Origin of the sequence: Cupriavidus pauculus, from assembly GCF_003854935.1 — a bacterium.
GTDB classification, from domain to species: Bacteria; Pseudomonadota; Gammaproteobacteria; order Burkholderiales; family Burkholderiaceae; genus Cupriavidus; species Cupriavidus pauculus_C.
The window spans coordinates 1,831,427-1,856,915 of the sequence record NZ_CP033970.1; the positions used below are offsets into that span (position 1 = coordinate 1,831,427).

Genomic DNA, 25,489 nt, shown 5'->3' on the forward strand with positions numbered 1-25,489 from the left:
ATGATCAAGTTCCCTGATTTCGAAGGGCTGGCGATGTTTGCCAAGGTGGCGGAAGAGGGGTCGTTTGCCGCGGCGGCGCGCGTCATGGGCGTGTCCGTGGCCACCGTGTCGCGCGGCGTTGCCAGGCTGGAGGAGCGGCTAGGAGCACGGCTATTCAATCGCACCTCACGGCAACTGGCGTTGACGGAGTTCGGCGCGACGATTGCCGAAAAAGCGGGCGACATCTACCGGCAGGCCGAAGAGGCAGAGAGCGCCGCTAGGGAAATGTCGACGCAGCCACGTGGCCTCATCCGCCTTGCTGTGCCGATGTCCTTTGGCGTGCGCTGGGTAGCGCCTCTGCTCCCGGCGTTCTTCCAGGCCTATCCCGAGGTCTCCATCGATCTACACTTGTCCGATGCCACCACAGACATCGTCGCCCAGGGATTTGACGCGGCATTGCGCATTGCCGCACTACCGGATTCCTCGCTGGTCGCCCGGCGGTTGTGCCGGGTCTCACAGATCTTGGTGGCGTCGTCAGCGTACCTGGACGTTTTCGGTCGCCCGGCCCATCCCCGCGATCTCGTTGGCAGACCATGCTTTTCGTATGCCTACCGGGCGCGTGGCGACGTCTGGCGCTTCGCCAATGACGCGGGTGAGGAGCACCCGGTGACGCCGGTGGGGCCGCTGCGCGTGACCAACTCGGAAGCGTTTCTACCGATGCTGCTAGCGGGGCAGGGCATTGCAGAGTTGCCGGAATTCATGGCGGGCGAATATCTGGCCGATGGGCGGCTGGAGGCGATCCTGCCTGGCTGGAGCCTGACACGGGGCGGACTGTACTTCGTCACGCCATCGGCACGAACTCGGCCTGCAAAGGTCACCGCGCTAGCCGATTACCTTGCAGAACACTTGTCCTCGCCTCCATGGTTGCGGCCGCCGGCTGATGGATCTGGCACTCCAGAGCTAAGGAAACAGCGTTAAAAAGACTCTTGCCGACCCTTAGCGGTCCTTCACGTGCGGGCAATTTTGGGTACAGGCTCGCAGAGAATCGTGATGCAAAAGTGCAGACGATCCGTCGAATCTGGATGATCCCTCGACCATTCGCGCGCCGCAATCGGGATGGTTTGGCGGCAGAGTTCCGCAGCGTCCAGTGGCGAAAGGTCTTCGAGATTCGTCGTGCCTTGCGGTGCGCTGCCATGACCGACCCGTCCATCCTCCGCCAGAATCCACCCTTCCCACCCCAGAATGTGAATCTGTTTGCTGGCGAAATAGTCAACCGCTTCAATGGCTGCATTGAGAGGTAAGACAATTTCGCGATGGGAGATTGATTGCAGCGCGAGTTCAGGGGGTAGAAATGTCAACGACCTCATTGCGAGCGTTTTCGCTATTCAAGCTAGCAGATTAGCCTGATCTCGTCCTGGCCGTCGAGTGTCTGCTCATGGCTGAAAAGAGCCATCCCTCAGCCACACTACCAGCTCCAGCCTTCCGGGCGTCGCACGATTCAGACGGTCGTTCCTGGCGACGGCCGGCGGGCCAGGAAGCGATCCAGTTGGGCGGCGAATGCCTTGCTATCTTGTGCGGCGTATGGCGCCGGACCGCCGGTATCGATGCCCGAGCCGCGAAGCTGGTCCATCACCTCACGCATCGTCAGGCGTTCCTGGATGTTCTCGCGGCTGAACCAGTTTCCGCGGGGGGCGAGCACATAAGCGCCCTTTTCAAGGGCAGCGGCGGCAAGAGGTATGTCCGCCGTGATCACGAGGTCACCGCTACTTGCGAGTTCGACGATGCGGTCATCGGCGGCGTCGAAGCCGGCTGGCACTTGCAGCGCCTTGATAAAGCGAGAGGGCGGCGTGCGCATGTACTTGTTCGCTACCAGCGTCACGCACACCTCGACACGCTGCGCGGCCCGGAACAACATTTCTTTGACAACGACAGGGCAGGCGTCTGCGTCAACCAGTATTTGCATCGCGGTATTTCCAGTCCAGGGAGGAGTGTGCTCATGCTACTGCCCGCCGGCGTCTCGCACGCTTGCGCGCACAATCCCAACCTCAGGCAGCAAACACCCCAACAACACATCAAACGCCGCCTCGGCGCCTCCCGGTCGTTTCAACGTTCCAGGAACAGCCTCAGCTTGTCAGCACGGACGGGATGCTTCAGCTTGCGCATCGCCTTGGCTTCGATCTGACGGATCCGTTCGCGGGTCACGTCGAACTGTTTGCCGACCTCTTCGAGTGTGTGCTCGGTGTGGGTGTCCAGCCCAAATCGCATGCGCAGTACCTTGGCTTCGCGCGGCGACAACTCGGCGAGCGCTGCTTCGATCTGCTCGCGCAGGCCGGACATTACGGCTGCCTCCGCAGGTGAGCTCGTCGCGCTGTCTTCGATCATGTCGCCCAGCGTCGTGTCGCCCTCTTCGCCAACGGGGGTCTCAAGCGAGATGGGTTGCTTGGCGATCTTCAGGATGCCGCGTACCTTTTCCTCGGACATAGCCATGCGTTCGGCCAGTACGGCAGGATCGGGCTCCTGCCCAGTCTGCTGCAGGATCTCGCGCGAAATCCGGTTCAGCTTGTTAATCGTTTCAATCATGTGCACTGGAACACGAATGGTTCGTGCCTGATCGGCCAGCGCGCGCGTCACGGCCTGGCGAACCCACCACGTCGCGTACGTGGAAAATTTCCAGCCGCGCCGGTACTCGAACTTGTCGACGGCCTTCATCAGGCCGATATTGCCTTCCTGGATCAGATCCAGAAACTGCATGCCCCGGTTCAGGTACTTCTTCGCGATGGAAATCACGAGCCGCAGGTTAGCCTCGATCATTTCGCCCTTGGCCTGCCGCATCTTTCGCTCGGCGGCACTCATCTCGCGGTTGATCTGCTTGAGCTGCGTGAGAGGCAGGGCGACTTGCGTCTCGATGTCGATCAGCTTCTGCTGGCTTGCCTGGATGGAGGGCAAGTGGCGCGCGAGGGCAGGGCCAAACTGTTTCGACGTTGCCGCCGTGCGGTGGGTCCATTCGAGATCGGTCTCGTGGCCCGGGAATGACTCGATAAAGGCCTCGCGAGGCATGCCACACCGTTCCACGGCAATTTCCAGGATGCCGCGTTCGATGGTGCGCACCTCCGCGACCTTCTCGTGCACGCTGCCACACAGGCGGTCGATCATTTTCGCGGTGAAGCGGATTGGCGCGAGTGCCTGCTGAATCTCGGCTCGCACCCCTGCAATCGCTGCCGATCGCGCTTTCCCCGACACCACACCCGCGGGCACTTGCTCGAACAGCGCGCGCACCCGCGCAAAAATTGCGAGACTGTCGGCCGTCAGCTGTTCCAGGCGGGCTGCGTTTGCTTTCTCTGAGTCCTCGGCACCGGCATCGCCATCATCGTCGTCCGACGCATCGTCTTCGGCATCGGCCGCAACGCTGTCAGCGCCATCGTCGTCGGCGCGCGATTCGTCTGACGTAAGCGCTGGAATGTCGCCTTCGTCCGTGGCATCGCTGATGCCGTCCACGATGTCGTCAATGCGCAACTCGCCGGCGACCACGCGGTCCACGTCGGCCAGAATCATGGACACCACCGACGGACACGCCGCGATGGCGCGAATCATGTCCTGAAGGCCGCTTTCGATGCGTTTGGCGACTTCAATCTCCCCGGCGCGGGTGAGAAGTTCGCTGGAACCCATTTCGCGCATGTACATGCGGACGGGATCCGTAGTACGGCCGAATTCGGAGTCGACGGTCGACAGTGTCGCTTCCGCTTCTTCATCTGCCTGGTCATCGGATGCCGTGGTCGGGGCGTTGTCACTCAGAAGCAGTGTTTCCGCGTCGGGCGTCTGTTCGTAGACGGCCACGCCCATGTCACTGAACGTGCTGACGATGGTGTCCATCGCGGCCGGCGTCACATTGTCCGGCAGATGGTCGTTGATGTCCGCGTGCGTCAGGTAGCCGCGCTCGCGTCCGAGGGCGATCAGCGAGCGCATCTGGCTCTGACGCTCTGCATCCTGGCGAGCGTTGGACGTGCTGTCGGGGGTTGTCGCTACAGCTTTGGACTTCCCGGCTGTCTTGCGGCGACTGGGTTGGCCGCTGTCAGGTAACGGGTTCGACGAATCAACGTCACGATCCGGATGAGTCAATACATACTCCTGTGGGCAGGCGGCTGATGATTTGGCGTTCTACCGCTATGCACGACATTGCTGACCGCTTGCCAGTACACAAGGCTCCTACAGCGAGAACCTTCTGCCGGTCCACAGTGTGCGCGAAAAATGGGGATCGCGCATGATACTGATCGCGATGATGCAGTGCAACGTGAGCTTGGCTCGCGCTTTGCGATTGTGGACGGTGGGTTGCATTTCAAGCGGCCGCCACGCTCATCGCGCGTTTCAACGGGCCTGCAACGACCCTGGACATCAGGCGGAAGGGGCTTCGGCCAGCAAGACCAGGTCTGCCAAGGCTCTGCCGCCTGCCGAAATATGGATGCGCATCGCTTCGGCGGCGGCATCCGCTTGTCCGCTCAGTATCGCGTCGACAACCTGGCTGTGTTCGCGATAAGACGACGCCAGGCGCGCCTCATTGATAAGGTCCTTGCGCTGCCAGTAAATGGCCAGGCGCCTTCTCAACTGGACGATCTGCTCGGTCAGAAACGGATTGGCTGCGGCCTGGTACAGCACGTCATGGAAGGCGCGATTTGCCTCGGCATAGGCGGCCGCATTGCATGCACGGGCCGGGATACCCGCGGCTTCGTGCGCGGTTGACAGTGCTTTTCGACCCTCTGTGGAAATTCGTCGCGTCGCCAGACGGGCGACCACCCCCTCCATTTCCGCCAGCGTCTCGAACATGGCCACCAGCTCCGCCGCACTGGGCTTGTGGACAAACATGCCGGCACGCGGCGCGATCGATACCAATCCTTGGGCTGCGAGCATCAGTAACGCCTCGCGGACAGGCGTGCGCGAGCTGTCGAACTGTTCGGCCAAGGCCTTCTCATCTATCTGCGCGCCAGGGCGCAACTCGCCGGCCTGGATCGCGGCGATAACGTTTTCTCGGATGCGGTCTTGGAGCGATTGCACGGGTTAACCCTCTACTTTCCCTTGGAAAATATCTGTAGCCTGTTTTGATATATCAAAAGGCCAACGAAATATATCAAGATGAATGATAACTTGCCCTCGCTCTCCGTCGAAGGTCGCATTGCCACGATTACGCTGCGACGACCCAAGGTGGCCAATCGCCTAAGTCCAGCCGACCTCGACGCATTGCGCGATCACGTGGCGGCGGTCAACGGCCGGCCAGAGGTGCTTGTGCTCCGATTTGCCGCCGAGGGCAAGTATTTCTGCAGTGGCTACGACATCGGCTCCCTGGGTGGCAAAGCGGAAGAGGGCGCCGCAAATTTCGGCGACGTGATGGATGCCATCGCCGTGGCTCGGCCGGTCACGATCGCTGCGATCCAGGGCGGGGTCTACGGGGGAGCAACGGACCTCTGCCTGGCATGCGATTTCCGGGTGGGGGTACCGGATTGCGACATGTTCATGCCGGCTGCTCGGCTCGGCCTGCATTTCTATCGCGGCGGCATGGAGCGCTATGTCTCGCGTCTCGGTCTGAACGCGGCCAAGAGGCTGTTTCTGACAGCCGACCGTATTTCGGCGGAAGAGATGCTGCGCGTGGGCTTTCTGACAGAGCTGGTGGCAGCCGAGGCGCTGACTTCCCGTGTCGAAGCACTGAGCGCGCAGCTTGCCAGCATGGCGCCCATTGCGCTGCTGGGCATGAAACGCCACCTCAACGACATCGCCTGCGGGCGCCTTGACATTGACGCCTTGCAGGAGGACATCCGTCACTCGGAGTCATCGGAAGACCTGCGCGAGGGCGCAGCAGCATGGCGGGAAAAACGGATCCCGGCGTTCCACGGCAGGTAGCCTGCCGCGGCCATTCACTCAAGTGGCGATACAGCTACGGAGGAGACATCATGATGAAGACCACCCCGACCCGTCGTACTGTGCTTGCCGTGATCGGCACGGTGATGGGCGCCTTGCCCATTGCCGCCTCGGCGCAGGCCAACTATCCCACCAAGCCGATACGACTCGTGATCGGCTTTCCCGCCGGCGGCGGCGCCGACAATACCGCGCGCCTCTACGGCGATGCGCTGAGTCGAGAGCTGGGCCAGCCGGTGGTCGTCGACAACCGGCCGGGGGCGGGCACGACTATCGCGGCGGAGTATGTCGCCAAATCGGCCCCCGACGGCTACACGCTGTATATTGCCACCGCCAGTCTGATGGGTGGCGACAAGGTGCTGTACAAGAACATTCGCTACGAGCCGTCAGACTTCGCGCCCATCACGAAGCTGTCGGCGGCGCCGCTGATCCTGGCCGTGAACAAGGACGCTGGCATCCGGAACGTGCAGGACCTGATTGCCCAGGCCAAGGCCCATCCGGGCGCCATCAACTATTCGTCATCGGGCAACGGCGTGATCACGCACCTGGCGGGCGTCTATTTCACCAAGCTGGCCGGCGTGCGCATGACACACGTGCCGTACAAGGGCGGCGCGCCGTCGGCACAGGCTGTCGCAGCCGGAGACGTGCAACTGACGTTCGGCACGGCGCCGTCCGTCAAACCCATGATCGACACCCACAAGGTGATTCCGATCGCCGTCACGTCGGCCCAACGCTCGAATGCAAACCCGCAGTTGCCGACCATTGCAGAAAGCGGCCTCAAGGGCTACGACCTTTCCGCCTGGTACGGGCTTTTTGCACCCGCCAGGACCCCGCCGGAAATCATCGACAAGCTGTTTGCGGCGACGGCAAAGGTCATGGCCGATCCCGAACTTCGCAAGCGCTTCCTGGCGCAAGGCGACGAGGTGTCCGTATCGGCTTCCGTGGCCGAGTTTCGCGAATTCGCTGCACGCGAAGGCAAGATCGGCGTGGACCTTGCGCAATCGAGCGGGGCGAAGATTGACTGATGCCGAAGGGTAAACCAAGCATGAAGGAAACCGGTATGAACGTCCTGCAGGGCCCGCTGCACGGCATTACGGTCATTGACCTGACCCGGGTGCTGGCCGGCCCCTACTGCACAATGATGCTGGCCGACCTGGGCGCCCGCGTCATCAAGATCGAAAACCCCGGCAAGGGCGACGACTCGCGCCAGGTGGGGCCATTCGTCGACGGCGAATCCGCATATTTTGCGTCGGTCAACCGCAACAAGTCGTCGATTGCGCTTGATCTGAAGGCCGACGTGGACCGGGCAGTCCTTGAACGGATGCTGGAAGGGGCCGATGTTCTGGTCGAGAACTTTCGCGCCGGCGTGATGGACAAGCTGGGCTACACCTGGGAGATGCTTCGGCAGCGATATCCGCGCCTAGTGTACGCGTCCATATCCGGCTTTGGCCAGACAGGTCCCTATCGAAACCGGCCGGCCTATGACATGGTAGTCCAGGCGATGGGCGGACTGATGAGCGTGACGGGCGAGCCGGATGGAAACCCGGCGCGCGTCGGCGTGTCGATCGGCGATATTGGTGCCGGCCTATATGCCACCATCGGCATCCAGGCCGCGCTCCTGCGCCGCGCGACAACGGGAGTGGGGGAGCGGGTCGACATCTCGATGCTCGATTGCCAGGTGGCGCTGCTGGAAAATCCCATCGCCCGCTTCTCCGCGACGGGCACGGTGCCCAAGCCGCTCGGCACCCGCCATCCGTCGATTACGCCGTTCGACATGTTCGCCACGCAAGACGGCTTCGTTGTCATCGCTGTCGGCAACGACGCGCTGTTCGAGCGGCTTTGCAACGCGCTGGACCGACCCGAGTGGATCGCAGACCCGAGATTCGCATCCGTACCGGCCCGCAACGAACATCACGCTGCACTGAAGGCATGTCTGGAAGGCCGATTGCGGGAGGCCAGGACGGCGAATTGGGAAGCCGTGCTGGAGGCAGCCGGCGTACCGCATGGACCCTTGAACGGTGTGCCGGAGATCATGGAGAACGCCCACGTATCTGCCCGACACATGCTGTTGGACGTCCCGATCGGGGGCGACAGGACGCTGCGTGTGTCTGGAAACCCCATCAAGATCGGCGAAGCGTGGCAGGGTAGCGCTGTACGCCGCGCGCCCCGACTGGATGAAGATCGTGAAGCCCTGCTAGGGGAGTTCGGCACCTGACGGGTCGTCCACGGGAAAACTGGCCATGGCCAGGTGTGGAGGCTGCCCGGCCGGACGACAAGGTTATCGCCGGATCTGACCGAATCCACCCTCCGCCCATCGCGTCGCGCTGTCCACCGTCAAACGAAAGTCCGCGGGCACGCTGACGCTCGCCACGACCTCACCATACGGATCGATTGCGGTCAGCGTGCCGAACGGTTCGAATTCGTCCGGCGTGATTGCGAGTTTGACGGTCAGCATCTGCAAAGCAGTCGTAATGGTGACTTCCTTGTTCAGTCGTGCATGCAACTGCTGCTCGTGCCGGCGGATGACTTCGGACGCTGTCTTGACCAACGTCTGGTGCGCAGCCGCGTCGAGCGGCTTGGGATCGACCTTGTTCCGGCCCATTGTCCACGGGCCGACGAGTGCAGGCTCGACATGACCGTCGCGAATCATCTCCACAGCCCATCCTTCGCCGTCCTCGTTCTTGATGACCCTTGCCGTCCAGCCTTTGTCTCGCCAAATCCTCGGTTCGTGGATGTGCGGAACGTCGTCTTCCAGGGGGGTGGGATTCGAGGACATGGGCGAAGCGTCAGGAGTCAAGGTGGCGGGATTATACTGTATGAATATACAGTGCAAGTGATCAGCAGCAAACTAGCATCCAATCATTGTTATGTTAAATACCAGATACCAGTAAAAATTGCCTCCCCAAGCATCCCTGCCACCCACAACCGCCTCCCGAGTGCCGCCCCAGCCCCACGAGGCCCTCCCACGCCCCGGCACCATCCTTGCAACCGACTGAGACACGCCGCTTGCCGCCCCAGGCGTCATAGCGGTCCATGCCACCCGACACGTTGAGGTTTTCATGATCAAGACACTCCTGCACAGCGTTATGGCAGTCGCCGTCGTCGCCGCGCCGTTGGCGTATGCCCAGACCAAGTCGGTCGATCCGTACACCCAGGGCGCTAAGACGGCCAAGCCTGATCCGTATCTGGACGGGGCCAAGACCGGCAAGCCGGATACGTTCACCGATGGTGCGAAGTCTGGCAAGTTCGACTCCTATACTGAAGGCGCCCGTCAGCCGACCGCTTCGAGCCTGGCGCCGGGCAAGACGGCGGATCCGTTCACGGATGGCGCGCGCAAGGCTGATCCCTACACCGATGGCGCGAAAAGTTCGCGATAGCCTGCCAGTGCGCTAGCCGATCGTCACCGCACTTTCGGACATGCCCGCGCGGCCTGCACCGCGCACCGCCCGGCGGCCCCAGCGGCCATCGGGCCCGGCCGCTGCGGCTGGCCCGATCGCAGCCGGCCACAACGAGCCGCGTCAACTGCACCCCGGTGGGATAGAATCGCCCAATCCGGGGTCGCCCCCGTCCCTGCACTCCCCTTCTGGGCCAGCCTTCGCGGTCGGGCCTGTTATCGATCCAGTTATGACTAAACAGCTCGTGCGCGTCCAAAGCGGTGTACCGGGGCTTGATACGATTCTTTGCGGCGGCCTTGTGCAGGGGGCGACGTACATCGTCCAGGGCAGTCCCGGCGCGGGAAAGACGATCCTGGCCAACCAGATCGCGTTCCATCAGGTCAAGGCCGGCGGCCGCATTCTCTACGTGACGCTGCTGGCGGAGTCGCATGACCGGTTGTTCCAGGCGCTGGCGACGTTCGATTTCTACGATGGCGCAGCGGTCGGCCGCGACGTCTTCTACATCAGCCTGTTCAAGATCCTGCAGGAGCAGGGGCTCCAGGCGCTGGTCAAGGCGCTGCGCCAGGAAATGGCGCGCAACCAGTGCGACACGCTGGTGCTGGACGGCCTGCTGATTGCCAAGGACAAGGCCGAGTCCGCGCTGGACGTCAAGACGTTCGTGGCCGAATTGCAGAGCCACGCGGCGTTCACCGGCTGCACCGTCTTCTTCCTGACCAGCGCCGGCATCGACGATGTCAGCCCCGAACACACGATGGTCGATGGCGTCATCCAGCTCAAGGAAGAACTGGTCGGCATCCGGACCGTGCGCCAGATGCGCATCTCCAAGTCGCGCGGCAGTGCCGCGCTGGGCGGCCTGCACCAGTACCGCATCTCCGACCACGGCATCGACGTCTATCCGCGCCTGGAGGCGCTGCACGACACTCCGTCCAGCGACGAATGGCTCGAACACGCGCGCCTGGAAACCGGCGTGCAGGGCCTGGAACCGCTGATCGGCGGCGGGCTGCCAGCCAGTTCGGTGACGCTGCTCATGGGCGCGGCCGGCAGCGGTAAGACGACGTTCGGCATCAATTTCCTGAGCCTGGTCACCCCCGAGTCGCCCGGGCTCTATTTCGGGTTCTACGAATCGCCGCTGCGGTTGAAGGCGAAGGCGCGCGCGCTGGGCATCGACCTCGATGCGCTGGAGCGCTCCCGCGCGCTGTACATCCTCTGGAATCCGATGACCGAGAACCTGCTGGACCTGCTGGGCCACCAGTTGCTCGCCGCCGTGCGCGAACATGGCGTGCGCCGGGTGTTCATCGATGGCGTGACGGGGTTCCAGCGGTCTGCCTTCCACCAGGGCCGCCTGGTCGAGTTCTACACGGCCGTGACCAATGAACTGCGCGCCGCCGGCGTTTCCACCGTCGCGACGCTGGAGGTGCCGGATTTCAACAGCCTGACGGGCACCGATCCCCTGCCCGACTACAGCAGCCTGATGGACAACCTGATGCTGCTGCGGCACGTCAGGCTGGGCGGCGAGCTGCGGCGGTTCGTGGGCGTCGTCAAGATGCGCGACAGCGCGTTCGACACCACGTTCCATGACGTCGTGATCGGTCCCGGAGGCCTGCGGGTCGCCAACCGCCTGATCGTGTCCCAACATCCAGGCGAACCGGATTCTGTTTCAGTTTTCACAGGCGCCCAACCCCAAACCAGGTCCTAAGCCATGGCAACGGTAGTCGTCATTGACGATGAAACCATGAATGCCGATGCGCTGGCGTTCATGCTGGAGGCCGAGGGGCTCGAGGTTCGCACGGCTGCCGATGGCGAGGAAGGCATTCGCCTGGTGGCAGACCTGGTGCCGGACGTCGTCATCACGGACTTCATGATGCCTGTGATGACCGGCCTGGAAGTCGCGCAGGCGCTGCGGGCGGACCAGGCGGTGGCGCACATCCCCATCATCCTGCTCACCGCTGCGCAGGCCGAGATCGGTCGCCAGCATCCTCACCTGTTCGATGTCGTGCTCGAAAAGCCCTGCCTGCCCGTCGACGTGATCGACATTGTGATGCGGCTCGCCAGGGACGGCCGCGGCAACTAGCCAAAAGAGCCGGGCCGCCCACTGGCGGCCCGTCCCGTACTGCCTTACATCCGGTAGCGCAGGGTCGCCATGACGCTGCGCGGTGCGCCCGGCAGGTTCAGGTTCGGGCTGGAGCCGTGCCCGGACACGATGTAGCCCTGGTTGAAGATGTTGTAGAGGTTCAGTTGCGCCTCGAACTTGCCCCGGCGATACCAGGCCACCATGTCGGCCGTGACGTAGCCCGGCAGCGTCACCGTGTTGGCCGGATCGGCCTGCCGCGCGCCCACCAGGTTCAGCCCGCCGCCCAGGCCAAAGCCGTGGCCCAGGTCCTTGGTCAGCCAGACATTGCCCGAATGGCGCGGCGTCAGCGTTGCCTGCTTGCCCTGCAGCGCCGGCGTGGACTGCGTGACCACCGCATCCAGATAGGCGTAGCCGCCCAGCATGCGCCAGCCGCCGCCCAGTTCCGCCGCGCCGCTCAGTTCCAGGCCGTCGGTCCGCTGCTCGCCAATCGGGATCAGCGCCGTGCCCGTGGCGTTGGCCACCTTGATGTTGGTCCGTTCGATCCGGAACAGCGACACCGTCGTGCTGGCCTTGCCATCCAGGAAGTCGTACTTGGCGCCCACTTCGGTATTGCGCGTCGTCTCCGGCGCCAGCTGCGCGTTGTTGGCCGCCAGCGAGAACGCTTCACCGGACGGCTGGAACGACCGGCTCCACGACACGTAGTACGACTGCTGCTTCGACGGCTGCCAGACCAGTCCGGCGCGCGGGCTCCAGGCATTGTCCGTGCGCGCCAGGTTCGGCTGGCCCGGCAGGCGCTGGATGGTTTCCTGCTCGAAGCGGTCGTAGCGCACGCCCACCAGCGCCTTCCACTGTTCCGAGAACTGGATCATGTCCTGCGTGTAGAGCCCCAGCGTCTTGAACACGCCCAGGTTGCTCGTGGCCGGCGTGCCGCCCACCAGGCGCGGCAGCACCGGCAGCACCGGGTTGAACAGGTCCACCGACGCCACGTTGGCACGCGAGTAGTTGACCAGGTCCTTGTTCTGCTGCCCCACTTCCACGCCATACAGCAGCTCGTGCTTCATGCCGAAGAACTCCGCCTTCTGCGTCAGGTCGGTCTGGTTGAACCAGCCGTGTTCCTCGCGGTAGACGTTGCCATGCGTCAGCGATGCGCGCCGCGTGGTCTCGTTGACCGAGCCCACCAGCGTGTTGTTGCGGTCGAGCGAATAGTGGTAGTAGCGCGTGGCGTTGCGGATCGACCAGTTGTCGTTGAACCGGTGGTTCACGGTGGCCGTGCCCGAGTAGACGCGGCTCTGGCTGTAGTCGGCATCGCGCGCGTTGGCGGCGCCGTAGTACGTCGACGGGTCCACCGGCACGGGACGGCCCCGGTACGCCGGCACGCCGAAGTCGGTAACGCGGCGGTCTTCCAGCCAGTCTGCCTGCAGCAGCACGGTGGTCTGCGGGGCCAGCCGCAGCTCCAGAGACGGCGCCACGGCCGTCCGGTTCAGGAACTGCTGCGACCGGTAGCTGTTGGCTTCCTCGTGGGCGGCGGTAATGCGGAATGCCGCGGCGCCGTCGCCGAACGTGCGGCCCACGTCGCCCTCCACCCGGCGGTCGGCCCACATGCCGTAGCTGAGCGCGAAATCGGTGACGTCGATGCCCGGCTTCTTCGTGACGCGATTGATCAGGCCGCCCGACGAGCCCCGCCCGTAAAGCACGGCGGCCGGCCCCTTGATGACCTCGATACGGTCGACGTTGGACAGGTCGCGGAAGTACAGCGCGTCGTCGCGGATGCCGTCGACGAACTGGTCGGCAATGGCGCTGAAGCCACGGATCGACACCTGGTCGCGCTGCCCGTCGCCCGACGAAAAACTCACGCCCGGCACGTTCTTGAGCGCGTCCTGGATCGACGTCGCATGCTGGTCCTGCATGACCTGCGCGGTCACCACGTTGACGGTTTGCGGGACGTCGCGCAGCGGTGCCTCGGTCTTGGTGGCGCTGACCGTCGACGTGGGCTTGTAGCCGGTGCCGAGGTCCTTGTCGCCATCGGCGCGGACCGTCACGGAAGGCAGTGTCTGGGGTTCGGCGGGCACGTTCTGGGCGTGCGCGACATGGAAAAGCAATGCGGGTCCGATCGAAACGCTGACACGGACGTACTTCTTGTGCAGATAACGGCTCATTTCCCTGACTGTAATGGTTTTGTAATTCTTTGAATGGGAGCGATTATCATTTTCGATACCTGCGCCGTCAACGAATTTGCTCCAAACGGGTGAAACTGTTGCGCGATCCGGCGGCGTTAAGGTTTTTTTAAGGTCCGTCGGATACTCTGCGCGACGGCGCTTGGCCCGTCCTCCACGGGCAGGCGCCGGCCGATCCACCGCCTGACGCAGAGACGATCTCCATGCCTCACCACAAGCCCCGGCCCCCACACCTCCGGCCGGCCGGCGTACCGCTGTATGGCCAGGGATCGATCGCCCCCCATCTGTCCGGCGCAGGCTGGGCCGCCCTGTGGGTTGCCGCCGCCCTGCTGCTCTGGTTCGGTACGCTGGGCCTGGGTCACCTGCTCGGGCCCGACGAAGGCCGCTACGCGGAAATCTCGCGCGAAATGCTGTCCACCGGTGACTGGGTCACCATCCGCTACAACGACCTGAAGTACTTCGAGAAGCCGCCCTTCCACATGTGGGCGACGGCCGTGGTCTACGCGCTGTTCGGCATCGGCGAGTGGCAGGCCCGGCTGACGGTGGCGCTGGCCGGCCTGCTCGGCATGGCGATGACGATGCTGGCCACGTGGCGATGGTTTGGCCTGCGGGCCGCCGCCTTTGCCGGGCTGGCCCTGCTGGCCGCGCCCATCTGGAGCATCGCCGCCCACTACAACACGCTCGACATGACCCTGGCCGGCGTCATGTCCTGCGTGCTGGCCTGCATGCTGATGGCCCAGCACCCGGACGCCGCGCCCGCCGCGCGCCGCAGGTGGATGCTGGCCTGCTGGGCCGCGATGGGCGTGGCGATCCTGACCAAGGGGCTGGTCGGCATCGCCCTGCCGGGGCTGGTGTTGCTGGTCTACATGGCCGTGACGCGCGACTGGCGGCTGTGGCGGCGCCTGCATCCCGTGCCGGGCGCGCTGGTCATGCTGGCCGTCACCGTGCCGTGGTTCTATCTGGTGGCCAGCCGCAACGCGGAATTCCTCCATTTCTTCTTTATCCACGAGCACTGGCAGCGCTACACGACCAACCTGCACGCCCGGAGCGGCCCCCTCGCCTACTTCGTGCCGATCCTGGTCGGCGGTTTCCTGCCCTGGATCGGCCTGTGGCCACGGATCTGGGCGGCCGTGCCCCGCACGGACGGGCGCCAGCCGCCCGCGTTCCGGCCGGCACTGATGGCCGGCCTCTGGGCCGCATCGATCTTCGTGTTCTTCAGCCTGTCCCATTCCAAGCTGCCCGGCTATATCGTGCCGATCGTCCCGGCGCTCGGCCTGCTGGCCGGCGTGGCGCTCGACAAGCTCGACCCCGCAGCGTGGCGCAGGCAACTGCGGATCATGGCGGCGATTGCCGGCTGCGGGCTGCTGGCCGCGCCGTTCGTGGCCACGCTGCATGCCAACCACACGCCCAACGCGGTCTGGCGCGTCTACGCCGTGTGGGTCGCCGCGGCCTTCCTGATCATGCTGGTGTCGATCGCCATCGCCGGCGTGCTGGCGCGCCGCGGCGTGCTGCGCAGCGTGGCGGTGTACGCGATGGGCATGTACCTGGGCTTCAGCACGGCGCTGGTCGGCTACGAGACCGTGGACGGCCCCGCGTCGGGCGCCACGCTGGCCCCGGAACTGCGGCTGGTGCTGACGCCCCGGATGCCGCTGTACGGCGTGCAGATGCTCGACCACACGCTGCCGTTCTACGTCGGCCATCCGCTGACGATGGTCGGCGCGGCCGACGAGCTGACGTTCGGCACCGACATCGAGCCGGACCGCGCCGTTCCCACCCTTGACGCGTTCGAAAAGCGCTGGGCCGGCCCCGAGGCGGCGATGGCCGTCATGTCGCCGGAGACCTACCTGCAACTCTCGCCGCTGATGCATACCTATGTGGTCTACCGCGACTGGTACCGCGTCGTGGTCAGCAACACCCCGCTGCCGGCCGCGCTGGCGGGCCATCGGGGCGCCCCCCGGCCCGTCGATTCCCGCGAGATCCGGCTCGGCATGCGGCACCCGTAGCGGGGCATTCAGGCGTCCGACAGCCGTCGGCGGGCGGTCTTACATTTGCGAGCAGAGCCGTGTATAAGTCGGTCTGGCTTGATTCCCGCGCAACAATGAAGACGACGATCGACGAACTGCTGGCCTTTGTGGCCGTCGTGGACACCGGCTCGATCACGGCGGCGGCCGATCACCTGTCGCTGACCGTATCCGCCACCAGCCGCACGCTGAGCCGGCTGGAGGAAAAGCTGCAGACCACGCTGCTGCGCCGGACCACGCGGCGGCTGGAGTTGACCGAGGAGGGCGCCGCCTTCCTGGAACAGGCACGCGCCATCCTGGCGATGGTGGACGCGGCCGAGGAGCAGATGGCCGCCCGCCGCCTGCGCCCGGTGGGCCGCCTGCGCGTCGACGCCGCCACGCCATTCATGCTCCATGTCATCGTGCCGCTCGTGGAAGGCTTCCGCGCGCGCTACCCCGACGTCGAACTCGAACTCAATTCGAACGAAGGCATCATCGACCTGCTGGAAAAGCGCACGGATGTGGCGTTCCGGATCGGCACGCTCAAGGATTCGACGCTGCATGCCCGCCCCATCGGCACCAGCCGTATCCGCGTGCTGGCCAGCCCCGACTACCTGAAGCGGCACGGCACGCCGACAAAGGTCGAGCAACTGTCCGGCCATGCGCTGCTGGGCTTCACGCAGCCCGAATCGCTGAACGACTGGCCGCTGCGCGCCGCCGACGGGGGCATCGTCCACATCAAGCCGACCATTGCCTCATCGAGCGGCGAGACGCTGCGCAGCCTGGCGCTGGCCGGCCAGGGCATTGTCTGCCTGTCCGATTTCATGACGCGCGACGACCGCCAGTCCGGCCGGCTGGTGCCGCTCTTTGCCCGCCAGACGCTCGATGTCCGCCAGCCGATCCACGCAGTCTATTACCGCAACACCGCCCTGGCCTCGCGCATCACCTGCTTTGTCGACTACGTGGTCGCCACGCTTGGCCGCCGGCCGTTCGAGGACTAGCCGGCGCGCCTAGTCGGGCGACTTCACGCCGGGCCGCATCGTGGCGCTTTCCAGCAACTGTTCGTGGACGAACGCGTACAGCACCAGCGATTCGCGCTCGCCGTAGGCATCGAAGGCCACGCCGACGTTGTGGAATGGCTCGGCCGCATCGGCGTCGGGGTCCTGCCGTGTCCACCCTTCGACAGACAGCTTCTGCTTCAGCCCCGCCGCGCGCAGCGTAAATTCCAGCCGCACCGGCTGCCCCGGCGTTTCAAACTGCGGCGACGCCGTGGAAATCGACGCCCCGCCCGTGCTCAGGTCGGTGATCAGTACCGTCTGCGGCCGGGCCTGTTCCCCGGACAGCACCAGCGACCCCACCAGCCGCACCGGTACGCGGATGCTGCCGCGCATCTCGCGCGCCTCGATATGCCGGATATCGTCAAGCATCCAGTACGGGAACGGCGTGCGCGACGTGGCCTGGACGCGCGCCGAGAAGCTGTGGATGTTGGTGCCCGAGAACCCGCGGAACAGCACCACTTCGCCATCGGCGATCTCGGCGGCCACGCCGGCAAGGGCGGGCCAGCCGATGAACGCGGCGCCGTCGTTGAAGCCGATCAGCCGGCTGACGGCCGCGCGCGCCGCGTCGGTAGGCCGCTTGACGTGCAGCAGCGTGCCGACCAGCAGGCCATACCGGTCGTGCCAGGCGGTGCTCGGCATGTCGGCCCGCAGCGGCGCCTCGCCATCGGCCCAGAAACAGCGGCCGCCGTGCAGCGCCAGTTCCCGCTCCTCGGCGGCGTGGAACACCGTGCCTTCGTCCGCGACCGGAAAGCCCAGTTCATCGACCAGCGTCGCCTTCAGCGGTTGGCCCAGTTCGATCTCTTCAGCCTGCACTTCCCTGCGCATGGTCAGCCCTTTGTTGTGGTGGGCGGGTCGATCCGCCACGGTGATTCGTGTTTCCGGCCCAGACCATCGCCGGGACGCTCAGCCGCCGAAGGCATCTTCCATCTGCCGGGCGCGCTTGACACTGTCGCCATGCAGGTAGAGCGAGGTCGTCGATACCGACGCATGGCGCAGGTTGTCGCGCACCGTGGTCAACTCCGCGCCGCGTGCCAGCGCGTGCGTGGCGTGGGTATGGCGCAGCCAGTGCGGGCTGGCCTGGCGCAGTTTCTCCGCCGTGGCCGGCCGCTCGGCCTCTAGCGTGTCGGCGGCGGTCGAGAAGAACCGCTTGATGATCATCCACAATCGCGCGCCTGTAATCCCCCCACTTTCGTCGGGGCCCAGGCTGCCGACAATTGGCGTAGCGGGGTCCCAATGGGCGCGGGCCACCGGCAGGCCGCGTTCGACCAGGTAGCGGTCCAGCGCGTTGCGCGCCAGCGGCGGCAGCGCCACCCGGCCCGCCTTGGCGCCCTTGCCCACCAGATGCAGCCAGTGGTCGCCATGCAGGTCGGTTTCCACGTTGCGCAGCGTGGCGCCGACCAGTTCGCTGGCGCGCAGGCCCGTGGCGTAGGTGAAATCGAGGATGAAACGCAGCCGCTGGGCCGCCGGCGCCTCCCAGCCGTACGACCATTCCAGGCCGTCGGCGATGCTGCGCGTGAGCATCCATTCCCCTTCGGAGAACGCATGCGAGACGTCCAGCGCCGCCGTCTTGGTCCCGCCGCGCACCTTCAGCCCGGCAAACGGATTGGCCAGCACGTAGCGCTGCTGCACCAGCCAGCGGAACAGCGCGCCCAGCACCTGCAGCGTGTAGGCGGCCGAGCGCGGCGACAACGCATCGGTAAACGGCTTCCAGTCCGGCGCGCTGCGCGGCCGGGCCGGGCCCACCCAGCGGTCGCGCGGCCGGGGCTGGCGCAGGAAATTGCGGTAGGCGGTGGCGTCCTCGGTCGTCAGCGACGACAGCGGCCGGCCTTTCTCGATGATCGCCCACAGGATCAGGCGCTCGGCCTCCTTGCGGTAGGCGCGCTGCGTCGACGGGGATTCATGGAGCGCCAGCCACGCCTGCACCGCCGCGTAATCGTTGTCGGCGTTGAGCGAGCAGGTGTCGCGCGGCGCGCGGAACTGGCCCAGCGAACCGTCCACTTCATGCGGCAGATGGCCCATCTGCTCCCACGGCACGATCATCGCGCGGGGCTGCGCCGCGACCAGCGCCCGGGCGCGGGCGGTCAGCTCGGGCCATTCGGCAAAGAACGCCTCGATCCGCCGCGCACCGCTGACGCCCAGGCCGGGAATCGTTGCCCACCACTGGCGGCGGCGCGGGATGCGGACGGTCAGGTCGGCCAGCGTGTGGATGTCGTGTGCCCGCAGCGCGGCCACCGACGCCGGCGCCAGCCACATGCCGATGTCATCGGCAATCTGCGGCGCGGGCGGCGGCATGTTGCGCAGCGTCTCGATGGCCTGGTCCGCCGCCCTGCCCCGCTGCGGCCGTTCGGCGGCCGGGAATTCGAACAGGGCGGCCAGGTCCTCGCGCCGGCGGTAGCGGGCGTAGGCCGCCAACTGGCGCCGGATGCGGCCGAGGATGCCGCGCGACGACTGGCCGTGCGCGCGGTCGGCATCGAGATACTGGGTGACGGCGGCCCGCGTCGACATCCCCGCGTGCCACGCGCGCAGCGTGGCCAGGGAATCGGCGTCGGGAAAGGCGGAAAGCGGGGTCTGGGGGGCTGTCATCGGCGGGAGTCTAGCACCGGCGTCCTCGCGTTGCGATAACTTTTCTTATCGCAATGGCTTGCGTTGCTACCCAAACCTTCCCGCCGCAGTTTGCCGGTCAGTGGACCGACTCGCCCCGGATCAGCAGTACCGGCTTGGCCGACTTCGAAATCACGCCCTCGGAAACGCTGCCCATGATCACGCGCCGCATGCCGCGCCGGCCGTGGGTGCCCATCACGATCAGGTCGGCCTGCCATTGGTCGGCGTGGCTGACGATGGTCCCCGAGATGTTGCCCGGCGACACCGGCTTTTCGGCCAGCGCGGTCAGGCAGCGCACCCCGGCGTTCTCGAAGCGCCGCGACGCGGCCGCCAGCGCCTTCTGCCCCACGTGGACCATGCCGTTGACGATTTCGGTGGGATCGATATAGGCGTGCTCGAAGAACAGTTCGCTGTCATCCACCACGAACAGCACCTTGACTTCGGCCTGCAGTTGCTTGGCCAGGCCCACCGCCTGCGCGATGGCCAGTTCGGAGGACGGGCCGCCATCCACCGCCACGAGAATCCGCTCGTACATCGATGCACCTCTTGCGTCTGCGTTGTCGTTGCTACCAAGCATAGTTCCCGCGAAGCCGTGCAAATTGACCTGAATCAAGCGCGATGCAATCGTAGAAACTTTATTTCCAGATGTTCAAAGGGCTGGATCGATCACGATGATCGGATAGGATAGGCAGACGCCGAACGCAATCGACCCCATACGATGACTGTTGCCGCTGTTGCATGCATGACCCGGAAGTTCACGCCGGCCGCACTGCCCACGCCGGTCCGCCGGTCCCTCAATCAGGTGTTCGCCAGCGCCGGCACGGCATGGCTGCTCTGCAGCGCCACCGCCGCCCTGGCCCAGCCCCCGCAGGACCTGCTCTGGTTTGCCGAAGGCCGGCCCTCGCAGGCCGCGCAGGCCGCAATCAAGGCGCTGAACGATTCGCCGGCCGACGGCCTCGATCCGCGTGACTACGACGCCGAGGGCCTGCAACGCACGCTTGGCGAGCTGGTCGGCGCCCCGGCCGCGTCACCCGAAGCCGCGCAGCGCTTCGACACCGCGCTGACCCGCGCGATGACGCGCTACCTGGCCGACCTCCATCGCGGCCGCGTGGATCCACGCAAGGTCCACGCGAATTTCTCGGCCAGCAACCTGCCACCGTTCGATCCCGAGGCCTACCTGCGCAACGCCATGACCGCCAACCGGCTGGCCGACGCGCTGCGCGAGGCCGCCCCGTCGTTCCCGCTCTACGGCACGCTGCGCACCGCGCTGGCCAGGTATCGCAAGCTGGCGGCCGAGCCGTACTGGAAGTCGCCACTGCCCGCACCCGCCGGCGGCAAGCTGACGCCGGGCCAGCCCTACGCCGCCCTGCCCCAGCTTGCGCAACGGCTGGAAGCGCTGGGCGATCTGGCGCCCGGCACCGCCGTGCCGCAGCGCTACGAAGGCGCGCTCGTCGATGGCGTCAAGGCGTTCCAGAAGCGCCATGCGCTGGATACCGACGGCGTGATCGGCGCCGGCACGCTGGCGCAGCTCAATGTGTCGCCAGCCGCCCGCGTGGCGCAGATCGGCCTGACGATGGAGCGCCTGCGCTGGACGCCGCTGGCCGAGGGCCCGCGCATGATCGTGGTCAACGTGCCCGAATTCGTGCTGCGCGCCTACGACTATTCCGAAGGCAAGCTAGACATCAAGCTGGAGATGAAGGTCATCGTCGGCAAGGCGCTGGACACCCGCACGCCGCTGTTCAAGGAGGACATGCGCTACATCGAGTTCAGTCCGTACTGGAACGTGCCGTCGTCGATCGCGCGCAAGGAGGTCATTCCGAAGGCGCAGCGCGACCCCGGCTATTTCTCGCGGCAGGGCTTCGAGTTCGTCTACGGCACGCAGGCCAACGCCACGCTGAGCCAGGCGAACATCGACGCGGTGCTGAACGGGCAGGCGCGCATCCGCCAGCGCCCCGGCCCGCTGAACGCGCTGGGCGACATCAAGTTCATCTTCCCGAACAACCAGGCCATCTACCTGCACCACACGCCCACGCCGCAGTTGTTCAAGCGCGAGCGGCGCGACTTCAGCCACGGCTGCATCCGCGTGGAGGCGCCGGTGGCGCTGGCCCAGTTCGCGCTTCAGGGGATGCCCGAATGGACCGAGTCGCGCATCCGTGAGGCAATGACGGCTGGCAAATCGAAGACCGTCGCGCTACAGCAGCCCGTGCCCGTGGTGCTGGCGTATGGCACCGCCGTCGCGCGCGCCGATGGGCGGGTATACTTCGTGCCTGACATTTACGGACAGGACAAGTTGCTGGACCAGGCGCTGCGGCAGCGCGCGGGCGCCAGGCCTGCCGTACGGCCCTCCTGAACGCCGCACCGTTGTAAAAGTTTCCATGTCCGATTCCAGCACCTCCCAGCGTCGCCGTTTCTTTCACCGTGCCGGCGCCATCGCGCTAGGCGCGGGCCTGTCGACGCTGGCACCGCGTGCCGCGCTGGCAGCGCTGGGCCCCGATGCCCGCTCGCTTTCCTTCGAACACACCCACACCGGCGAGCACCTGTCGCTGGTCTACGCGATGGGCGACCAGGTGCTGCCGCAGGCGCAGACGTCGCTCAATCACTTCCTGCGCGACCACTATTCGGGCACGGTCGGCGAGATCGATCCGAAGCTGTTCGCCCTGCTGTTCAGCCTGCGCCGCGAGGTGGGCAGCAACGCGCCATTCCAGGTGATCTCCGGCTACCGCTGCCCGCTGACCAACGACCGCCTGCGCAAGACGCGCGGCGGCGGCGTGGCCCGGCGCAGCCTGCACATGGACGGCATGGCCATCGACATCCGGCTGCCCGGCGTGCCGCTGGCAGACCTGCGCGACGCCGCGCAGTCGCTGCAGGTGGGCGGCGTGGGCTTCTACCAGTCCGACAACTTCCTCCACGTCGACACCGGCCGCGTACGCCGCTGGGGCTAACGCCGCTCCAGCACCTTGAGCAGGGCCGCCTCGAAGCGCGGGTCCTGCAGCGCGCCGACGTTGTAGCGCGACCACGGCTGCGGCGAGTCCGCATCCACGCGGAACACGCGGCCGGGCGCGATCATCACCTTCTCCTGCAGCAGTTGCTCGGCCAGCGCCAGCGTGTCCGGCACGCCCGGTAGCGCGGCCCAGATGTACAGCGACTGCTCGGGCCGCACCAGCACCTCGGCGCCCAGCCGGTCGAACAGCGCCAGCGCACGGCTCGTGGCCTCGGCCAGCCGCGCGCGCAGCCGCGTGATGTAGCGCTGGTAGTGGCCCTCGCTCAGGATCACGTCGACGGTCCGCTCGCAATATTCCGAACTGCTCACGTGGATCAGCGCCTTCAGGTCGGCCAGATCGCTGGCCAGGTCTGCCCCGCAGGCGATAAAGCCGACCCGCAGCGCCGCCGAGCATGACTTCGAAAAACTGCCGATATAGAGCGTCCGGTCGAGCTGGTCCAGCGCGGACAGCCGCGGCAGCGTGGCCGGCTTGAAATCGGCCAGCGGGTCGTTTTCCACCACCTGGATGTTGTATTTCTGGGCCAGTTGCAGCACCCGGAATGCCTTGGCCGCCGACAGGTCCGAGCCCGTCGGGTTGTGACCCACCGACTGCGTGAAGAACAGCCGCGGCCGTTCGCGGATCAGGATCTGCTCGAATGCCTCCAGGTCCGGCCCATCGGCCAGCCGCGGCACACCGACGATTCGCACGCCCGCCAGCTTGAGCTTGCCGAACAGCGGGTAGTAGCCCGGATCATCCACCAGCGCGGTCTCGCCCGGCTGCAGGAAGTAGCGGATGACCAGGTCCAGCGCGTCGTTGGCGCCGTGCGTCAGCACGATCTGCCGGGCTTCGGCGCCGATGCCCAGGTCGCCCAGCTTGCGCACCAGATGGTCGCGCAGCGGCGCGTAGCCGAACCGGTTGCCATAGCGGAACAGCGCCCCCAGCCCGGTGCGCACGACCTTGTGGTGGTACTTGTCCAGCCGCGCCTCGGACAGCCATTCGACGGGCGGAAAGCCGTCGCCCACCGCCAGCACGTCGGGCCGGCTCTTGAGCTGCTCGCGCATCAGCCAGACGATGTCCATCGCCCGGTTCAGCGAGCCGGCATCCTCGTCCGGCTTCGGCCGGGCCGGCTGGGACGTCACGAAGTAGCCCGCGCCGCGCCGGGGCTCCACCAGCCCCCGCCCCACCAGGATTTCGAACGCGGCGACGATCGTGTTTTTGCTATGGCCCTGCAACTGGGCCAGCTCGCGCAGGGACGGCAGTTTCTCGCCGCTGCGGTAGGCACCGTCCAGGATCTGGCGCTCCAGCATATCGGCCAGCGAGACGGAAATCGGCGTGGATTTTGGGCTCATAGGGGTACAGACCATCACAAAGGGAGGACGAGGTGGGCGCGACTGTCCCGCCAAACTGTACCTTTCGATACTGGTACAGCGTCCCTAAACTGTCTCCATCTTATACACATATGGAGACCTCGATGGCAACCGATTCCGCGCTTCCGAACTTTCGCGCGCTCACTCCGGCCCAGCGGCTCGAACACGTCGCCGCCGTGACCGGGCTGACCGCGGACGAGGCGCGCCTGATTGCCGAGCCCGGCGCGCTCGGCACGGATCGGGCCAACGGGATGATCGAGAACGTGGTCGGCACGTTCGACCTGCCGCTCGGCATCGCCGGCTACTTCCAGGTCAACGGCCGCGACTACGTGGTGCCGATGGTGGTCGAGGAACCCTCGGTCGTCGCCGCGGCGTCGTTCATGGCCAAGCTGGCGCGCCAGGACGGCGGCTTCCAGGCATCGAGCTCCGGCCCGCTGATGCGGGCGCAGGTCCAGGTGCTGGGCATTGCCGACCCGTTCGGCGCGCGCCAGGCACTGTTGCGCCAGCGCGACGAAATCGTCGCCCTGGCCAACAGCCGCGACAAGGTGCTGATCGGCCTGGGCGGCGGCTGCCGGGACATCGAGGTCCATGTGTTCCCCGACACGCCGCGCGGCCCGATGATCGTGATGCACCTGATCGTCGACGTGCGCGACGCCATGGGCGCCAACACCGTCAACACGATGGCCGAGGCCGTGTCGCCGACGGTGGAACGCATTACCGGCGGATCGGTAAGATTGCGCATCCTGTCGAATCTGGCGGATCTGCGACTGGCCCGGGCGCGCGTGCGGCTGACCGCCGACACGCTGGCCACGCGCGAGCGCAGCGGGGCCGAGATCATCGAGGGCGTGATCGATGCCTACACGTTCGCGGCCATCGACCCGTACCGGGCGGCCACGCACAACAAGGGCATCATGAACGGCATCGACCCGGTCATCGTGGCCACCGGCAACGACTGGCGCGCCGTGGAAGCCGGCGCGCACGCCTATGCCTGTCGCGGCGGCCGCTACACGTCGCTCACGCATTGGGAGAAGGACAACACCGGCGCGCTGGTGGGCACGATCGAGATGCCCATGCCGGTGGGGCTGGTTGGCGGGGCTACCAAGACGCACCCGCTGGCCCGGCTGGCGCTGAAGATTCTCGACGTGGATTCCGCGCAGACGCTGGGCGAGGTTGCCGTGGCGGTGGGGCTGGCCCAGAATCTGGGCGCCCTGCGCGCGCTGGCCACGGAGGGCATCCAGCGCGGGCATATGGCGCTGCACGCGCGCAACATCGCGCTGGTGGCCGGCGCGGTGGGCGAAGAAGTCGACCGCGTGGCGCGCCGCATGGCCGAGGAACACGATGTACGCACCGATCGCGCGGTGGCGCTGCTCCAGGAGCTGCGCAGCCGCTAGTCAGCAGTTCATCCTTGAAGAAAGAGCTGGCCAGGCGTGCAAGGGCATGCCCAGGCCAGCCGATATCGGAGACAAATCATGCATCCACACGAGAATGCATCGGAACGCCGCCTGGTGGAGGTCTGGGGCGACACGGCCGATACGACGCACCTGGCGTGGTCCATCGCCATCGGCGCCGCGGTCAGCCTGACCTGCTACTGGGCCGCGAGCCGGCTGCTGGCCGCCGTGGTGGATTCGCCCGAGCTGGCGCGCGCCTACGCCATGCTGGCCGGCCTGTTCGGCTGCCTGGTAGCCGGCCTGATCTGCGCCATGCTGTTCAAGCCCAAACGCATCGTCGTGGAAAACGAGACCGGCCAGACTGCGGCCCGCCTGGACGCGCTGCGCAAGCTGGCCGAAGACGCCGGCGGCATCGGCCCGATCCACGCGCTGCCGCCCGTGGTAGTGGCCGAACTGCGCGAGCTGCAACTGCTGGAACTGTTTCATTCGCCAGAACATCCCGGTGCCGCACCGGCCAGCGCCCCCGTGGCGCAGGCACTGGCGCAGCGGCAAGCGGTTTGAAGTCCCGGGGAGA

At 66.0% G+C, this 25,489-nt stretch carries 23 protein-coding genes; 13 read left to right on the forward strand and 10 right to left on the reverse strand.

Annotated features, from left to right (window positions below):
• Positions 1–957, forward strand: coding sequence for a LysR family transcriptional regulator (locus EHF44_RS26315; RefSeq protein ID WP_124686602.1), 957 nt, complete (start codon positions 1–3; stop codon positions 955–957).
• 29 nt (positions 958–986) lie between these two features.
• Here the strand turns inward: EHF44_RS26315 and EHF44_RS26320 are convergent, their stop codons facing one another.
• The 4 genes from EHF44_RS26320 to EHF44_RS26335 form a co-directional block, all read right to left on the reverse strand.
• A complete protein-coding gene (locus EHF44_RS26320; protein ID WP_124686603.1) occupies positions 987–1,337 on the reverse strand; it encodes a hypothetical protein in 351 nt (116 codons plus the stop codon).
• A gap of 140 nt (positions 1,338–1,477) precedes the next feature.
• Positions 1,478–1,942 (reverse strand): YaiI/YqxD family protein, encoded by a 465-nt coding sequence (locus EHF44_RS26325; protein WP_124686604.1) that lies wholly within the window; start codon positions 1,940–1,942, stop codon positions 1,478–1,480.
• A 140-nt stretch (positions 1,943–2,082) separates the two neighbouring features.
• Positions 2,083–3,942, reverse strand: a complete 1,860-nt coding sequence (gene rpoD, locus EHF44_RS26330) for an RNA polymerase sigma factor RpoD (protein ID WP_253700231.1) — start codon at positions 3,940–3,942, stop codon at positions 2,083–2,085.
• 426 nt (positions 3,943–4,368) lie between these two features.
• Positions 4,369–5,025, reverse strand: a complete 657-nt coding sequence (locus tag EHF44_RS26335) for a GntR family transcriptional regulator (protein ID WP_124686606.1) — start codon at positions 5,023–5,025, stop codon at positions 4,369–4,371.
• Positions 5,026–5,103: 78 nt separating this feature from the next.
• On the opposite strand from EHF44_RS26335, the gene EHF44_RS26340 reads away from it, so the two are divergent.
• The 3 genes from EHF44_RS26340 to EHF44_RS26350 are packed head-to-tail and all read left to right on the forward strand — an operon-like array spanning position 5,104 to position 8,095.
• Positions 5,104–5,865 carry an enoyl-CoA hydratase/isomerase family protein gene (locus tag EHF44_RS26340; RefSeq protein WP_124686607.1) on the forward strand — a complete coding sequence of 254 codons (762 nt, stop codon included), beginning with the start codon at positions 5,104–5,106 and terminating at the stop codon, positions 5,863–5,865.
• A 53-nt stretch (positions 5,866–5,918) separates the two neighbouring features.
• Positions 5,919–6,905 (forward strand): Bug family tripartite tricarboxylate transporter substrate binding protein, encoded by a 987-nt coding sequence (locus tag EHF44_RS26345; protein WP_124686793.1) that lies wholly within the window; start codon positions 5,919–5,921, stop codon positions 6,903–6,905.
• Between the two features lie 35 nt (positions 6,906–6,940).
• On the forward strand, positions 6,941–8,095 hold the full coding sequence (locus EHF44_RS26350; RefSeq protein WP_124686608.1) for a CaiB/BaiF CoA transferase family protein: 1,155 nt from the start codon (positions 6,941–6,943) through the stop codon (positions 8,093–8,095).
• A gap of 63 nt (positions 8,096–8,158) precedes the next feature.
• On the opposite strand, the gene EHF44_RS26355 is transcribed toward EHF44_RS26350, so the two are convergent.
• Positions 8,159–8,656, reverse strand: a complete 498-nt coding sequence (locus EHF44_RS26355) for a hypothetical protein (protein ID WP_124686609.1) — start codon at positions 8,654–8,656, stop codon at positions 8,159–8,161.
• A 283-nt stretch (positions 8,657–8,939) separates the two neighbouring features.
• Here EHF44_RS26355 and EHF44_RS26360 point away from each other — a divergent pair, with 283 nt between their 5' ends.
• The 3 genes from EHF44_RS26360 (at position 8,940) to EHF44_RS26370 (ending at position 11,346) form a co-directional block, all read left to right on the forward strand.
• On the forward strand, positions 8,940–9,257 hold the full coding sequence (locus tag EHF44_RS26360; protein ID WP_124686610.1) for a hypothetical protein: 318 nt from the start codon (positions 8,940–8,942) through the stop codon (positions 9,255–9,257).
• Positions 9,258–9,504: 247 nt separating this feature from the next.
• Positions 9,505–10,971, forward strand: a complete 1,467-nt coding sequence (locus tag EHF44_RS26365) for an ATPase domain-containing protein (RefSeq protein WP_124686611.1) — start codon at positions 9,505–9,507, stop codon at positions 10,969–10,971.
• Between the two features lie 3 nt (positions 10,972–10,974).
• On the forward strand, positions 10,975–11,346 hold the full coding sequence (locus EHF44_RS26370; protein ID WP_124686612.1) for a response regulator: 372 nt from the start codon (positions 10,975–10,977) through the stop codon (positions 11,344–11,346).
• A gap of 44 nt (positions 11,347–11,390) precedes the next feature.
• Here EHF44_RS26370 and EHF44_RS26375 read toward each other — a convergent pair whose 3' ends face one another.
• Complete coding sequence (locus tag EHF44_RS26375) at positions 11,391–13,502, reverse strand: TonB-dependent receptor (protein ID WP_124686613.1); 2,112 nt, start codon at positions 13,500–13,502, stop codon at positions 11,391–11,393.
• Between the two features lie 221 nt (positions 13,503–13,723).
• Between EHF44_RS26375 and EHF44_RS26380 the strand changes: the two genes are divergently transcribed.
• Positions 13,724–15,523 (forward strand): glycosyltransferase family 39 protein, encoded by a 1,800-nt coding sequence (locus EHF44_RS26380; RefSeq protein WP_124686614.1) that lies wholly within the window; start codon positions 13,724–13,726, stop codon positions 15,521–15,523.
• A gap of 95 nt (positions 15,524–15,618) precedes the next feature.
• Complete coding sequence (locus tag EHF44_RS26385; RefSeq protein WP_124686615.1) at positions 15,619–16,521, forward strand: LysR family transcriptional regulator; 903 nt, start codon at positions 15,619–15,621, stop codon at positions 16,519–16,521.
• Positions 16,522–16,530: 9 nt separating this feature from the next.
• Here EHF44_RS26385 and EHF44_RS26390 read toward each other — a convergent pair whose 3' ends face one another.
• From EHF44_RS26390 to EHF44_RS26400, 3 genes are all read right to left on the reverse strand, one after another.
• On the reverse strand, positions 16,531–17,442 hold the full coding sequence (locus EHF44_RS26390) for a flagellar brake domain-containing protein (RefSeq protein ID WP_253700233.1): 912 nt from the start codon (positions 17,440–17,442) through the stop codon (positions 16,531–16,533).
• Positions 17,443–17,481: 39 nt separating this feature from the next.
• Entirely contained in the window at positions 17,482–19,161 is a 1,680-nt protein-coding gene (locus tag EHF44_RS26395) for a site-specific integrase (protein WP_124686616.1), read from the reverse strand.
• A 97-nt stretch (positions 19,162–19,258) separates the two neighbouring features.
• Positions 19,259–19,714, reverse strand: coding sequence for a universal stress protein (locus tag EHF44_RS26400; RefSeq protein WP_124686617.1), 456 nt, complete (start codon positions 19,712–19,714; stop codon positions 19,259–19,261).
• Positions 19,715–19,921: 207 nt separating this feature from the next.
• Here EHF44_RS26400 and EHF44_RS26405 point away from each other — a divergent pair, with 207 nt between their 5' ends.
• Both EHF44_RS26405 and EHF44_RS26410 read left to right on the forward strand, forming a co-directional pair.
• The gene (locus EHF44_RS26405; RefSeq protein WP_124686618.1) at positions 19,922–21,529 is read left to right on the forward strand and encodes a L,D-transpeptidase family protein; all 1,608 of its coding nucleotides are present in this window, start codon (positions 19,922–19,924) and stop codon (positions 21,527–21,529) included.
• A 25-nt stretch (positions 21,530–21,554) separates the two neighbouring features.
• Entirely contained in the window at positions 21,555–22,121 is a 567-nt protein-coding gene (locus tag EHF44_RS26410; RefSeq protein ID WP_124686619.1) for a YcbK family protein, read from the forward strand.
• Here EHF44_RS26410 and EHF44_RS26415 read toward each other — a convergent pair.
• Positions 22,118–23,509 carry a PLP-dependent aminotransferase family protein gene (locus EHF44_RS26415; protein ID WP_124686620.1) on the reverse strand — a complete coding sequence of 464 codons (1,392 nt, stop codon included), beginning with the start codon at positions 23,507–23,509 and terminating at the stop codon, positions 22,118–22,120. The genes EHF44_RS26410 and EHF44_RS26415 overlap by 4 nt on opposite strands.
• Positions 23,510–23,631: 122 nt before the next feature.
• On the opposite strand from EHF44_RS26415, the gene EHF44_RS26420 reads away from it, so the two are divergent.
• Positions 23,632–24,918, forward strand: coding sequence for a hydroxymethylglutaryl-CoA reductase, degradative (locus tag EHF44_RS26420; RefSeq protein ID WP_124686621.1), 1,287 nt, complete (start codon positions 23,632–23,634; stop codon positions 24,916–24,918).
• 78 nt (positions 24,919–24,996) lie between these two features.
• Positions 24,997–25,476, forward strand: a complete 480-nt coding sequence (locus EHF44_RS26425) for a hypothetical protein (RefSeq protein WP_124686622.1) — start codon at positions 24,997–24,999, stop codon at positions 25,474–25,476.
• Positions 25,477–25,489: the final 13 nt, after the last annotated feature.